Source organism: Spirosoma flavum (assembly GCF_042686045.1).
GTDB classification, from domain to species: domain Bacteria; phylum Bacteroidota; class Bacteroidia; order Cytophagales; family Spirosomataceae; genus Spirosoma; species Spirosoma flavum.
The window spans coordinates 259,877-274,401 of record NZ_JBHUOM010000001.1; the positions used below are offsets into that span (position 1 = coordinate 259,877).

Annotated in this window: 8 protein-coding genes and 1 pseudogene; 2 read left to right on the plus strand and 7 right to left on the minus strand. The window is 47.5% G+C overall.

Annotated elements, in window-relative coordinates; all coding sequences use genetic code 11:
• Nucleotides 1-56: 56 nt before the first annotated feature.
• From ACFS25_RS01025 to ACFS25_RS01045, 5 genes are all read right to left on the minus strand, one after another.
• Entirely contained in the window at nucleotides 57-1,460 is a 1,404-nt protein-coding gene (locus ACFS25_RS01025; protein ID WP_381496542.1) for an MBL fold metallo-hydrolase, read from the minus strand.
• Complete coding sequence (locus tag ACFS25_RS01030; protein WP_381496543.1) at nucleotides 1,457-2,266, minus strand: sulfite exporter TauE/SafE family protein; 810 nt, start codon at nucleotides 2,264-2,266, stop codon at nucleotides 1,457-1,459. Before ACFS25_RS01030 ends, ACFS25_RS01025 begins: the two co-directional genes overlap by 4 nt.
• A 106-nt stretch (nucleotides 2,267-2,372) precedes the next feature.
• Nucleotides 2,373-3,884 (minus strand): APC family permease, encoded by a 1,512-nt coding sequence (locus ACFS25_RS01035; RefSeq protein ID WP_381496544.1) that lies wholly within the window; start codon nucleotides 3,882-3,884, stop codon nucleotides 2,373-2,375.
• Between the two features lie 142 nt (nucleotides 3,885-4,026).
• Nucleotides 4,027-7,107, minus strand: coding sequence for a protein translocase subunit SecDF (secDF, locus tag ACFS25_RS01040; protein ID WP_381496545.1), 3,081 nt, complete (start codon nucleotides 7,105-7,107; stop codon nucleotides 4,027-4,029).
• 100 nt (nucleotides 7,108-7,207) lie between these two features.
• Complete coding sequence (locus tag ACFS25_RS01045; protein WP_381496546.1) at nucleotides 7,208-7,597, minus strand: hypothetical protein; 390 nt, start codon at nucleotides 7,595-7,597, stop codon at nucleotides 7,208-7,210.
• A 255-nt stretch (nucleotides 7,598-7,852) separates the two neighbouring features.
• Here ACFS25_RS01045 and ACFS25_RS01050 point away from each other — a divergent pair, with 255 nt between their 5' ends.
• Nucleotides 7,853-11,497, plus strand: coding sequence for a T9SS type A sorting domain-containing protein (locus ACFS25_RS01050; protein WP_381496547.1), 3,645 nt, complete (start codon nucleotides 7,853-7,855; stop codon nucleotides 11,495-11,497).
• 187 nt (nucleotides 11,498-11,684) lie between these two features.
• On the plus strand, nucleotides 11,685-12,518 hold the full coding sequence (nadC, locus tag ACFS25_RS01055) for a carboxylating nicotinate-nucleotide diphosphorylase (protein ID WP_381496548.1): 834 nt from the start codon (nucleotides 11,685-11,687) through the stop codon (nucleotides 12,516-12,518).
• 109 nt (nucleotides 12,519-12,627) lie between these two features.
• Here the strand turns inward: nadC and ACFS25_RS01060 are convergent, their stop codons facing one another.
• Both ACFS25_RS01060 and ACFS25_RS01065 read right to left on the minus strand, forming a co-directional pair.
• The gene (locus ACFS25_RS01060; RefSeq protein WP_381496549.1) at nucleotides 12,628-12,987 is read right to left on the minus strand and encodes a hypothetical protein; all 360 of its coding nucleotides are present in this window, start codon (nucleotides 12,985-12,987) and stop codon (nucleotides 12,628-12,630) included.
• Between the two features lie 188 nt (nucleotides 12,988-13,175).
• A pseudogene (locus tag ACFS25_RS01065) lies at nucleotides 13,176-14,174 on the minus strand (pyruvate dehydrogenase complex E1 component subunit beta); the annotation flags it as partial.
• Nucleotides 14,175-14,525 lie beyond the last annotated feature (351 nt).

Here is a 14,525-nt window from a genome sequence, read left to right on the forward strand (position 1 = left end):
CAAATGACCGTTGAAGAGTTATTCGCGCTCTGAAAAGCCAATAATACAAGTAGGCATTAATGGGAGGCCGGTGCATCGGCAACTACCGGCACGTTCGTCCTTTTTATGGCGGTTAGGCCACCTTCTACATTCACGACGTTATCGAACCCGCGCGCTTTTAAGATCGAGTTAGCAACCATTGAGCGGTAACCTCCGGCGCAGTGAACATAGACCGGCTCGTTGCGGTTTATATCGGCCATGTGATCGTTGAGATTATCTAACGAGATATTATCTGCTCCATCAACGTGCTCTACGGCAAACTCTGTGGTCTTACGCACATCGACAACTGGCATAGTAGAGTTCTGTTGCCAGCGTTCTGCAAACTCGTCTGCGGAGATTGATTCAATTGTGTCTGTCTCTTTACCAGCCTGCTGCCAGGCAGAGAAGCCACCGTCCAAAAAGCCAATACACTTGTCATAACCAACACGAGCCAGTCGAAGAACCGTTTCGCTCTCTTGTCCTTCGGGCGTGACAAGCGCAATAGGTTGCGTTAATTCAGGAATCAACGCACCAACCCAGGGAGCAAACTGCCCGTTTAGACCGATGTTAATTGAATTTGGAATAAAGCCATTTGCAAAATCAACCGCATCTCGTACGTCCAGAATTAGGGCATTAGTTTCGTTAACGGCAAGTTCAAACGGATCGGGCGAGAGGGCGTGATTACCCCGTTGCATAACCCGGTCAATAGGCTCATATCCTTCTTTATTAAGCCGGGCATTCTCCGCAAAATAAGCGGGCGCTGTTGTCAGGCCATCAAGTACTTTCTCAACGAACTCGGTTCTCGATTTGGCCTGTAGGGCGTAATTAAAGCGTTTCTGATTGCCGAGCGTGTCTGTTGTTTCCTTGCTCATATTTTTACCGCAAGCTGAACCTGCACCATGAGCCGGGTAAACAATCACGTCGTCGGCGAGTGGCATGATTTTGGTGTGGAGGCTGTCATATAGCATACCGGCAAGGTCACGTTCGGTTAAGTCACCCTTAATAGCTAAGTCAGGTCGGCCTACATCACCAATAAACAGAGTGTCTCCGGTAAAAATAGCGTGGTCTTTCCCCATTTCGTCAATCAGCAGATACGTCGTTGATTCAGGGGTATGGCCGGGCGTATGCAAGACTTTTATCGTTACCTTACCCAAGGCAAATGTTTCACCATCCTTTGCGTGATATACCTCATAACTTGTATTGGCGTTGGGGCCATAGACAATAGTGGCACCCGTTTTTTTTGCCAGATCAACATGCCCCGACACAAAATCGGCGTGAAAGTGTGTTTCGAAAACGTATTTGATTTTCGCTCCGGCTTTCTCAGTTTTTTTTGTGTACGGTGACGTTTCGCGAAGCGGGTCAATGATGGCTGCTTCGCCGTTACTTTCAATATAATAGGCTCCCTGAGCAAGACAGCCCGTATATAGTTGTTCGATGATCATAGTATTCCAGTGTACAGTTCCCGGCTAATCATGTAAAAGGCTACTGCTAGTACGAACCAGCCAAAACCTTTTTTGAGTTTGTCAGGGGCTACAAATTGGGCTAAATACATGCCGATGCAAATGCCGATAATGGATAAACCCGTAAACGGCAGAAGAAAATTCCAGTTTAGATTGGTGTGGTTAATATCACCCAGAAAGCCAACGAATGAGTTAACCGAAATAATAAGAACCGATGTGGCTACTGCCCGATACATGGGCAATCCTGCCAGTAGTACAAGCATAGGAACAATCAAAAAACCGCCCCCCGCGCCAATGGTGCCCGTCAGCATACCTACAGCCAGTCCATCGAGGGCCAAACTACCATACCGTGGATGCCCGTCAGAGGCTTCTCCCTGTTCTGGTCGGTCGCTACGAATCATGGCGCGGGCCGCAATGATCATGACGATGGCAAAGAAATAGAGAATGGCATTGCTCTTTGGCAGAACAAACTGCCCGAACTGAAACAGTGGGTCAGGAAGGGCTGGAAGCAAAAACCGACGACTTAAATAGACCGAAATAAAGGAAGGAAGAGCAAACACGGCGGTCACACGTAAGTTTACCCGTTTTCTCCAGATATGGTTTACGGAACCTACCAGTGATGTGGAGCCGACTACAAACAGTGAGTAGGTTGTTGCCAGCACGGTTGGTATATGAAAAACGTAGATGAAAATGGGTACGGTGAGGATGGAGCCACCGCCACCGGCCAGTCCAATAACCAGTCCTACTACAACGGCAGATGCATATCCGAATAATTCCTGTTCACTCATTACGAGACAAAGCTACACGTAGCGAGTGAGATGTTTAGTCTATAGAGTTATGAAAAAGCCCCCAAACTGTGAATTTGAGGGCTTTTGACAGAATTATGAGGTTGATTTACTTGTGATCTTCTGGATTGTTCAGGTGGCTATGCCGACGGCTGTACAGAAAATACACGATGACACCGAGCGTACACCAGATCACAAACGAAATTTTTGTATCGGTCCGTAGATTATACATCAGGTAAAGGTTGGCACAAATACCCAGCGTAGCTACAACGGGCAGAGCGGGCGTCCGGTAAGGGCGTTCCAGGTTTGGCTCCCGAATACGCAACAACCAAACTGCTCCGCAAATCATAGCGAAGGCCAGTAGCGTTCCCGAGGAGCACAACTCCGATACCTTATCAATCGGTGTTAGTGCGGCCACTGTGGAGACGATGGCACCAACCAGAATCGTACTTTTCCAGGGCGTTTTGAACGTCGGGTGAATAGATGCGAATAGATTTTTTGGTAGCAGACCGTCTTTAGCCATACCAAGGAAAATCCGGGTTTGACCGAGCATCATCACCAGCATCACGGATGTCAGACCGGCAATGGCGGCAATCGTAATCAGGTACACCGCCCAGGTTAATCCTGGAATGTCGGCAAACGCTTGCGCCACTGGTGCTTTCAGATCTAATGCATCATACTTAACCATACCCGTTAGTACAAGCGATACCAGAATATAGAGTACTGTGCAAATAATGAGCGACGCGATAATAGCAAATGGAACGTCTTTCTTAGGATTGATGGCTTCCCCAGCTTGCGTTGAAACGGCGTCGAAGCCGATGTAGGCAAAAAACACGATACCGGCTGCCGTCACAATTCCGTTGAATCCGTAATGTTGCTGACCCGTTGTGTCAATAACCGGAGCCGGGATGAAGGGCGTCCAGTTGGCGACATCAACATAGAATGAACCGGCAATAATTACGAAAATAACGGTTGCTACTTTTATGATTACAATAGCGTTATTGGTGCTTGCTGCTTCTTTAATGCCCTTGACCAATACATAGGTAACACACCATACAATTAGAAAGGCTGGTAAGTTAACAGCAAATGCAAAATCAGGAATATTCTCACCGGCTGCCCGCAGTTTGTCTGCCTTTTCCTGCGCTGTGATGGGGTCGTTCATCAACCAGATAGGCGGGTTAATACCGACTAAATGAAGGAGTTTTTCGAAGTACCCCGACCAGCTTACGGCCACTGTTGTGGCACCCATCATGTATTCAAGAATCAGGTTCCAGCCAATAAGCCAGGCGAAAATTTCACCTACCGTACCATATGAATACGCGTAAGCCGACCCTTCGACGGGAAGAATAGACGCAAACTCAGCGTAGCACAGGGCTGCAAATGCGCAGGCAACGCCCGCCATCACAAATGCCAGTGCCAGTGCCGGGCCCGCCCATTCGTTGGCTGCGATGCCAGTGAGCACAAATACACCACCGCCAATAACGGCCCCAATACCAAGCGAGGTCAGCGACCAGCGCGTCAATACCCGCTTTAATTCACTCTTTTTCATGTCGGCTTCATAGGCCGCCAGGGGCTTCTTACGCCAGATACTAGTATCGATAGGTTTTAGTTTGGTTTCCATGAAGGAAGAATTAGAGTTTGGTGATTGTGCGTTTTATAAAGAGATTATTAGGCAAAGCGTCGGGAAAGATACTGAATTGTGAGATAAAAACCAGAAAAGCCGGATGGAACGAATACCACCCGGCTTTTCTGATGCCAGTTATTTATGATTGCGATGGTCGAATCAACGGAGTTTTAGCTTTCTTTTCCTTTTTAGCCGTAAACTCTTCAGGCGTAGCGGGTGCCGCGCTTGTAAAGTCTGTCGGGATGGCGTCGAATCCGGTTTTTTTCTCTACAACTGTGGCAGTTGGCGTAGTCAGAAGGTCTCTCTCCTGATCGCGGCTTAATGAGTCAACCACAATTGGTGTAGCCACGAATAGCGACGAGTAAGTACCAACAATAACACCGATAAGCATAGCGAACGAGAAGCCACGAATCGTTTCTCCCCCGAATATGAACAGGACCAACAGGACGAGAATCGTTGAGAAACCCGTTACAGCTGTGCGGCTTAGTGTCGCGTTCAGCGCATTGTTAATAATTGTCGGGATGCTTTCCTTCTTGCCTTTATTCTCGGCCAGATACTCACGCACCCGGTCAAATACCACGACGGTGTCATTCATCGAATACCCCATAATCGTCAGTAACGCACCCACAAATGCCTGATCAACATCCAGCGAGAAAGGTAATACGTTATTGAAGATTGAGAAAATAGCTAGAATGATAAGGACATCGTGGAACATGGCCACAACAGCGCCATAGCCAAATGCCAGCTTCTTGAAGCGAATCAGGATGTACAGAAAGACCACCCCCACAGCCAGCAGAATAGACCATAAAGCGGATGTTAACAGGTCATAAGCAATAGTAGGACCAACCTTTTGTGAACTTTCAATTTTGGCCGGATTGCCTTTAATGCTACTTAAGCCCTGATAGATCGCAGCTTCGGCTTTCTTGTCTGCACCCGGTGTGTTATCATCAACCAAATAGGGTGTTGTTACCTTTACCTGAGTAGCGTCGATGCCCGTGCCGCCGTACGTTTTCACCTCTGGTGATCCGCCTAGTATCGTCTCTAGTGAGTTCCGAACCTCGTCTGTACTAACCCCTTTCTCGAAACGAACCACATAAGAGCGACCGCCCTTGAAGTCAACACCCAGACCAAATCCTCTGAAGATGGCCGAAATAATACCCAGACCAATAATGACCGACGAAACGGTATAGTACAGTTTCCGACGCGATACGAAATCAAAATTGGAATCGGCAAACAAGTTCTTCGCCCAGGATGAGCTAAAGGTCAGAGTCTTACCATTTCTAATATAATATTCTAGTAGCAGGCGGGTAATGAAAATAGCTGCGAACAACGATGTTAGAATACCAATGATCAGAGTTGTTGCAAAGCCCAAGATCAGACCCGTTCCGAAGATAAACAGAACGATACCCGTCAGAAAAGTCGTTACGTTCGAATCGATAATGGAGGATAGAGCGTTCTGGAAACCATCATTAACCGCTTGCTTAAACCCTTTACCCAAGGCTAACTCTTCTTTTATACGCTCGAAAATTAATACGTTCGCATCAACGGCCATACCGATAGAGAGAACGATACCGGCAATACCGGGCATTGTTAACACAGCACCCAACGAGGCCATGACGCCCATCAGGAAAAATAGGTTAACGATCAGGGCAACATCGGCAATAAGGCCAGCACGGTTATAATAAAACACCACAAAAGCCAGCACGAGTAAAATACCGATAATTGACGAGAGTACACCGGCGCTAACGGCTTCTGAACCCAACGTAGCACCCACAATGTTTTCCTCAACGATATTTGTTGGAGCCGGTAGTTTACCCGCTTTCAGCACGTTGGCCATGTCTTTGGTTTCTTCTACGGTGAAGTTACCCGAGATACTCGACCGGCCATTTGGAATCTCATTCTGCACATTCGGCGCAGTATACACAAGGTTATCCAACAAAATAGCGACCGGACGACCTACGTTTGCTGCCGTCAGGTTTTTCCACTTACGGGCACCTTCGGGGTTCATGTTCATGGTCACTTCCGGGCGACCCCGATCATCGTAGTCATTGGTGGCATCCGTAATTACATCGCCTTCGAGCGGAGCGCGGCCCCCCGATTTTTTCAGGAAGTAAAGTGGCAGAATTTCTTTGCCATCGGTTGCTTTAAAGGTTTTGCGATCCCAGGCAAACATGGCATCAACGGGGAATAGACCCCGTACTTCGGGTGCGTTCAGAACGGCGTTGGCGCGGGCCGTATCTTTCAGATAAACCCCCAACTGGTCCTGACCAACTGGTAAAAACAACTGCGTAAGAGCCGTTCCTTGCGCGGCAGAAGCTGCAGTATCATTTTTGGCCGTTGAATCTTTCTTGCTTCCCTGCGCCAATTGTGACTCAAGACTGGACCCCTTAGTTGCAGAGCCCGTTGTTGGAGTCGTTGTGGTCAAAGCCGCTTTCCGGGTTGCTTCTTGGCTGAGCAGATACGCGCCCATGCCTTCAATGGCCGGAGCAAGTTCATTTAAGCGGTAAACTTCCGTAAATTCGAGTTTAGCCGCGCCAGTCAACAGGCGACGTATACGATCGGGGTTATCTACACCCGGTAATTCGATCTGAATACGGCCCGAACCTGGCAAGCGCTGGATGTTTGGGTTAGCGACCCCGAATTTGTCAACCCGTGCCTGGATGATCTGGAACGCACGCGTGGTCGCGCCATTTACTTCATCATTCAGCAATTTTCTTACTTCGGTATCCGACGATTGGAAATTGATTTTGCTACGGTTCGCACTAGTGGCAAATACGGTTGCCAGTTTGGTATCTGGTGCAATTTTCTTAAAAGCACTGGCAAACAGATCGACATAACTGGTACTGCTCGTTTTCTGATCTTCAGATGCCTGTTTCAGCGCCTGATTGAATTTTGGATCGCGATTGTTGCCTGATAAGCTACGCAGAATTTCGGCGGGCGATACTTCCAGCACTACGTGCATACCGCCTTGTAAGTCAAGACCAAGACCGAGTTCGCGTTCGGTGACTTCCTGAAGAGTGCTGCCCAGATAAACTGGTTCTTTCCAGAGAGAATCGAGGTAATGCTGTTTTTTTGTACGGTCAACCAGACCCTGCTTGTTTGTGGCGTATGCCTCGGCGTCGGACTTGATGCCCCGCGAGACAAACGTAAAGGACAGGAAGTAAATGCAGATGGCTGCAATCACGCCTGTCAGAATAAGTATTCCGGTTTTGTTTTGCATGAGTTATAGCAGCCCAGAGGTCTGCTAAAGAAAAAATGATGTACTTGAAAGGAAAGTAATTAACGTAAATTATCGGGCAACATGCCGGGTATTACGTTAATTAAGGCGCATTGGTGGCAATATGATGTCCAAAGACGTGCCTGAAATAGGAGAAATAGAAATGCGGAAAAGTAAAAAAGCGGAGCAGTGGAACGCTCAGCAGTAACAGAATCAAAAGCGTTGGTGCGGGAAGCAGAAAAGCTGTTTGACCTGATTCGCCCAATTGAATAGCCGGGGTAACAACTGCTTCGAATTGGGCCGCGCTCAGTTGGGTTGCCGACGATGATGCGTCAGTCGCTTTTTGTGACTTGGCTTGTTCGGCAATGGCTTCTTTATGCGTTACCAGCGCCTTTGCCTGGGTAACATTGCCGTGTCCCCAAACGGCTGTAAACAGCAGTAGGGTAGCCAGCAAGAGACCTGAAAGACGTTGTATGACGCGTGGTTGATTCATATATTTCCTGAGCGGATGACAAATTTCGTATCATTTCTGCAGGAATGCAAATAGATAAGACAGGTTTTCAAATCCTTTGTCGACCTGTCTTTATCGTCAAAGCCCCCGGATCAAAGGAAACTAGCCTGAGTCTGGCGTAATAGTTGCGGGTATTTAGTCAAAATGCAGATTATCAATACGTTTAAAGAGTGAAATATATAAACAAATTATTAATATCGTTAATAAATTGTTTATATATTTCACAAAATAATACCTATGGCTAAACGACTACTCACTTTCTTATTGGTACTATGCAACCTGTTAAGCAGAGGGCAAACAGCACCGACTCCTGTGCGGCTCAATGTCGTGTCAATTACGGCCAGCGAAAACACAGGCCAGGATTATTCCCCTTGGCTTACCGACGATCTTGGTAAATTGGTGCAGAGTGCCTGGACAGCCAATGCCAAATGGGTGCAGGTAACACTCAAGCTGGAGAAGAAGAGCCTTATTTCCAGTCTATCAGTGTATGATTTTGAGGGGTCGTTTGCGGATAAGCCCGCTTTACTTTACGCAATGAACGGTAGCCAGCGGATTCTGATTGGCTCCTTCGATGGCTCTGCTTATATGAGTTGGGTAACGCTTACGCCCTCTCAGCCACTTATCGCTGATGCCATTATGATTTACAAGTATGGCAACAATATTCCACAAAAAATCAAGGCGTTTGGACAGCCCATTACAGCAACGACCGTTATTCCGCGTCCGCTCGATTTGTTGACACTTACGTCGGTGAAAGACAACCCGGTAACGGGTGAGGACTATTCTGCCTATCTGAACGACGATATAACGAAACTGGTACCTACGTACTGGGAACCCGCAAATTTCCAATGGACCGATGTTACAATTAAATTGAGCAAGAAAAGCTTGCTGACTAAACTGGACTTGTACGATTTTGAGGGCACTTTTGAGTCGTCTCCAGCGCAGGTATATGCGTTGAACGGGAAAGAAAAAACATTGATTGGTACGTTCACAGGCGATAACTACAGGGTGTTCAAATCGTATATTCTCACAGAGCCTGTCGTGGCTGAGGGTATCGTTATTCATAAATATTGCAATAACATACCGGTCAAAATACGAGCATACGGAAAGGTGCTGCCAACCGATCCGCTCGACGCCATTTTGTATGCTCAGGAACGGGTGAATGTAACAAGCGTAACATCAAGCCTGCCTACGACACAGAGCTATGCTCCTTATATGAATGATGATATGAGTAGTTTGGTACAAACAGACCGGAACAGTGCCGACTGTGTATGGATGGATCTTACCCTCAAACTGGAAGCCAAAAGCACGCTTACTAAACTTGAGTTATACGACGGCGAAAATGATTTTTCGAGTACACCCGCCTTAATTTATGCGCTCAACGGAACCCAGAAAACGCTATTAGGATCCTTTACCGGTCCATCCTACGCGGTCTGGCAGGAGTTATCGTTTCCGGCTTTGGTGGCCGATGCTATTGTGACTCATAAGTATTGCAATGCGTTGCCGGTTAAAATTCGGGTGTATGGCCATCCACTGGACAGTGGCGTGACGATAACTACGCCCGGCAGTACAACGACAACCCCACCAACTACAACCACTACAACGCCGGCTTCTACGACAACGGCCGTTGTGTTGGGAAGTAAAATACCCATTGATGCCAGTCGATGGTATCAACTCAATAACGTCAGTAGTGGCCTTGGGCCTCTGTTTGATGGAAAAACCGTTGATGATATTCAAACAGGCTGGGGTAAAATTCTGAGTAATTACGATGCTTACTACCCACTGCAAACCGGCGAGTCAATGGCCATTAGAGCCATTAAGTTCTATGATGGTAATGGGAGCAATGCGGCTAGTCCGATGCGAATATCCATTATTACCAGCAATTGGAAACGTATTGAATTGGGGCAGTTTCAAGGGTTAGAATACAATACCTGGGTGGGGCCGTATCCAACGCGGTCGACTTCGGGCGATTCGAAATTTCTGCTCGACAGTGTAGTGACTGGAGCACGGTATCTGGTCATTAATACAACGGATTTCTGGCCTCGTGAGATAGAGCTATACGGAACGTATCAGGCAAGTAGTACAACGGTTGGCGCAGCGCCCAGAAAGAGTCCGACATTCAAAAATCTGCTTGGTATAAATGGGTTCGAGTGGGATTTTTATCAGGCGGGCGTACCGGGTATCTCGGCACCTAAAATGAAGGCCATACAATCATTTGGCGTAGTCCGGCACTATATGGATTGGGAAAAACTGGAGTTGACAGAGGGTAATTACACCTTCAACCCAACTCACGCCGGTGGCTGGAATTACGATCTCATGTACCAACGCTGCAAAGCAGACGGTATTGAAGTAATGGCTTGCCTGAAAGATATGTCGCCCTGGATGAACGCAACCTACCCGGCCAATCAGCAAGGAAACGACAATGTGCCGGTTCGGTACGGCAAGGACTTTACAAGCCCATTGTCATACATCGAGCAGGCAAAGGTGGCGTTTCAATATGCCGCTCGCTACGGAAAAAATACCGCTGTAAACCCCGCGTTGGTTAAAGTAAATACCAATATCCGCTGGACTGCTGATCCGCCTAACGTTGTGAAAATTGGCCTTGGGTTGATCAACTATATTGAGTGCGATAACGAACGCGATAAGTGGTGGCGTGGCCGAAAAGCTTACCAAACCGGTCGCGAATATGCGGCTAACATGTCGGCGTTTTACGATGGACATAAAAACACAATGGGAGCGGGCGTTGGTGTGAAAAATGCCGACCCTGGTATGACGGTGGTCATGGGCGGTTTATGCTCGATTGCCAATGGTACAGACTACATCCGGGGCATGATCGACTGGTGCAAGGAGTTTAGGGGCTATAAAGCGGATGGTCGCGTTAATCTTTGCTGGGACGTAATTAATTATCACCTCTACCCCGATAATTCCAGCTCCATGCAAAATGGAAGCGGGGCAGCGGCACGGGGTGCTGCGCCGGAGCTATCGATTGCCGCTCAGGTTGCCCGAAATGTTCTGAAATTGGCGCACGAAGCCTGTTACGATATGCCGGTGTATATGTCAGAAACGGGCTACGACCTGAATCAGGGAAGCCCGCTCCATGCCATTGCCATTGGCAATAAATCGGTGCTGAGTACCCAGGCCGATTGGAATCTGCGGACGGCCTTGTTGTATGGTCGGGAAGGCGTAGACAGGGTTGATTTTTACCAGACCTACGATCTGAGTCTGGATTGTGCCACTCAATTTTGCTCAATGGGTTTTATTAACCCTGATTTCACCCGCAAGCCCACCGCCGATTATTTTTATCAAGCCAAAAAACTCATTGGCGATTATGTGTTTAAGGAGTCGCTAAGCACAAATCCTAATGTTGACCGTTACGAACGCAATGGTCAGTCGGCCTATGCGCTCTGGATTCCTGATGAAGTGGGTCGTACGGGTCAATACTCGCTGAATCTGGGAACGGGTAATGTTGCAAGGGTGTATACCCCTCAGGCCGGTCGTGATACGATGGCGTTGCAGATACTACCAACGGTAAATAGCCGGATTACTTTGACGCTTACAGAAACACCCCAATTTATTATTCAGACATCGGCTGCCGCGCGTTTATCCGCCGAATTGCCCGGACACGAAGAAGAATCACTTCGTGTTTACCCGAATCCCTCAACAGATAAAGTGGTCATTCAACTAAATAATGCGTATGTGGGCGAGGTAGATGTCAGCGTTATTGATGCTAATCTGGGTGTGTCCCGGCATCAGGTTACGCTGCAAAAAAGCACAAGTACGTTTTCTGGCAGCGTTGATTTATCGTCACTCCCGTATGGGATTTATTTACTTGAGGTGAAACAGGGCAACAACCGGACGGTAAGACGAATTTTGAAAGTACATTAACTAAATACACTAAGAAAGCTCATCGACCAATGAGTTTTTTTAGTTGGTATATAGGCAGAAAGTATGTTCACAAATACATTCCGAGACCGTACCTGAAGAAAGGGCTTACCGGTTAAAACAGCATATAGAAAGAGTTGAAAGGCTTGGTAGTAGCAGACGAAAAAGAATAATCTGCTACCTTGCAGCTATGAATCTGCACGAATTTATTCAACTCGCCCTTGCTGAAGATGTCGGCGATGGCGACCATACATCCTTATCGACTATTCCGGCTGATGCGCAAAAACGAGCCCGGCTGTTAGTTAAAGAAACCGGTATTCTGGCGGGCGTTGAGGTGGCGCAGGCTATTTTTGCCGAAGTCGACCCCGCCTTTGTTGTGGATGTGCTGATGCACGATGGGGCCAGCATTAAACCTGGTGATATAGCGCTGACCGTCAGTGGCAACGCCCGTAATATTCTCACTGCCGAGCGGTTAGTACTCAACTGTATGCAACGTATGAGCGGCATTGCTACCCACACCCGCGAGTTGGTAAACTTGCTGGAGGGTACGCGGGCCAAGTTGTTAGACACCCGTAAAACCACGCCTAACTTCCGCATCTGCGAGAAAATGGCGACTAAAATCGGTGGGGCGGTGAATCACCGGTTTGGCTTGTACGACATGATTCTGATTAAGGATAACCACGTCGATTATGCCGGGAGTATTGAAGCAGCCATCACCAAAGCTGTTGCTTATTTAAACGACACAGGTCGGAAATTGCGCATCGAAGTTGAAACCCGAAATAAGGCCGAAGTAGAGGAAGTGTTGCGGGTTGGTCAGATCGACGTAATTTTATTAGACAACTTTACGCCCGAAGGTATTCGTGATATGGTGCGACTTATCAATGGTCGCTTTGTGACCGAAGCCTCGGGTGGAATCGACGAAACCAATCTGCGGGCGTATGCCGAAACCGGAGTGGATTATATTTCGTCCGGTGCCCTAACTCACCAGATTAAGAGCCTGGACTTGAGTTTAAAAGCGTACTGATAATCAGTTGAGATCAGTATAAAATAGCAAAAGCAACCCTATTAAGTCAAGTCCCATCGGATGATTTAAAACGTCCGATGGGACTTGATTACGTTTGGCCGTTTCTGAATTATTTGGTCGGATTTTCATCAATGCCTAACCGGGGGAGGGCTGGGTTCAACACGCGTGGAACGACTTTAACCCGAAAAACTCGTGCTCCGGCTACATTAAAATCACAACTATAGAATCCCCGCTGCTTCACTCCCCGATAAACCGCTGTATAATTAACATTGGGTGGCCAGTTATTTAGCGCTAGTTCAGCCGTAATCGCATCCACAGTTTTGCGGAGATTCGAGAAGAAAATGACGGTTGGCTCACGCTGGCGCAAAGTAGTTAATGAGCCGACATGCTGAATAGTGACTTCATAAATAATACGGCCACTCAGCGTCAATACCGGTCCTTTTGGCATGTTCTCAGAAGAATCGTTCATGCGTGTTAATAATATGAAAAATTATACTACTATTTTTCAAGTCAGAAACTATTCTGCCAGCTTAGGGGTTTCACCTATAATTACGCTAACAAACGCCCGGCTACTCAAACTAGCCGGGCGTTTTTGTATAGCATAAAAAAGCGTCGACCTGCTAGGTCGACGCTTTTTTATGCTATAGTAGGTGCTTCTTACTTCTTATACATCACAGCTTCTACAGCTTGCAAGGTGCGCTTCACGTTTGGCAGAATGACTTCAATGAGGGTAGGGGCGTAAGGCAATGGCAAATCCATGCTGTTGACCCGAATAACCGGCGAGTCTAAATAATCGAACGCATTTCGTTGAATGTTGTACGTCAACTCCGACGAAATAGCGGCCAACGGCCAGGCTTCTTCAACAATCACACATCGGTTCGTTTTCTTTACCGAGTTGATAATTGTTGCATAGTCAATTGGGCGAACCGAACGCAAATCAATAACTTCAGCCGATACACCGTTCTTGGCTAATTCGTCGGCAGCTGCGAGAGCCACTTTCATGATTTTCCCGAACGACACAATCGTTACATCGTTACCTTCCCGAACGACCTTAGCCAGCCCAATTGGAATCAGGTATTCTTCTTCCGGAACTTGCCCTTTGTCGCCATACATCAATTCTGACTCCATGAAAATAACGGGATCATTGTCACGAATGCACGACTTGAGCAGCCCTTTGGCATCGTAAGGGTTCGATGGTACAACGACTTTCAGGCCCGAGGTATTGGCGAACCAGTTCTCGAAGTTTTGCGAGTGTTGCGAAGACAGCATCCCGGCATTGCCCGTTGGTCCGCGAAACACGATGGGACAGGAATATTGCCCGCCAGACATCGACATAATTTTAGCCGCCGAATTAATAACCTGGTCAATCGCAACGAGCGAGAAATTGAAGGTCATGAACTCGATAATTGGCCGCAGGCCATTGATGGCTGAACCAACGCCAATACCGGCAAAACCAAGCTCGGCAATAGGCGTATCAATGACCCGCTCCGGACCAAATTCGTCCAGCATTCCCTGACTGACTTTGTAGGCTCCGTTGTATTCAGCGACTTCTTCGCCCATCAGATAGACTTTCGGATCCCGGCGCATTTCTTCCGTCATGGCCTCCCGCAGGGCTTCGCGGAATTGTATTTCTCTCATAATGAGTGCGTTGATTGCTTTTGGTTGCTCATTCTGCCTATTGTGGTACTAGAATGAGATGGCAGAAAACCGATCAAAATTAGGCAAAATGCCCTGATTCATCAAATAGCCTTTTGTAGCTTCTTTCAATACCGCTATTATTTCTAAGAACAGGCTCAAAAATAACTGTTCGTCCCCGACTGAGTTGGCTATTTATAGACGTAAAATTTAGCTACAAGCCGCCGACCCATCATGCGCGAACGGCCTGCATTATCAGGCTATAAAAGTACAGACTTAGGCAACCTACTTCATCCTTTCTGCATCATTAGAGCCAACTGCTTTTTAACATATTGATCGATGCAGAACATTTATTCCCCGAAATGTTAAATT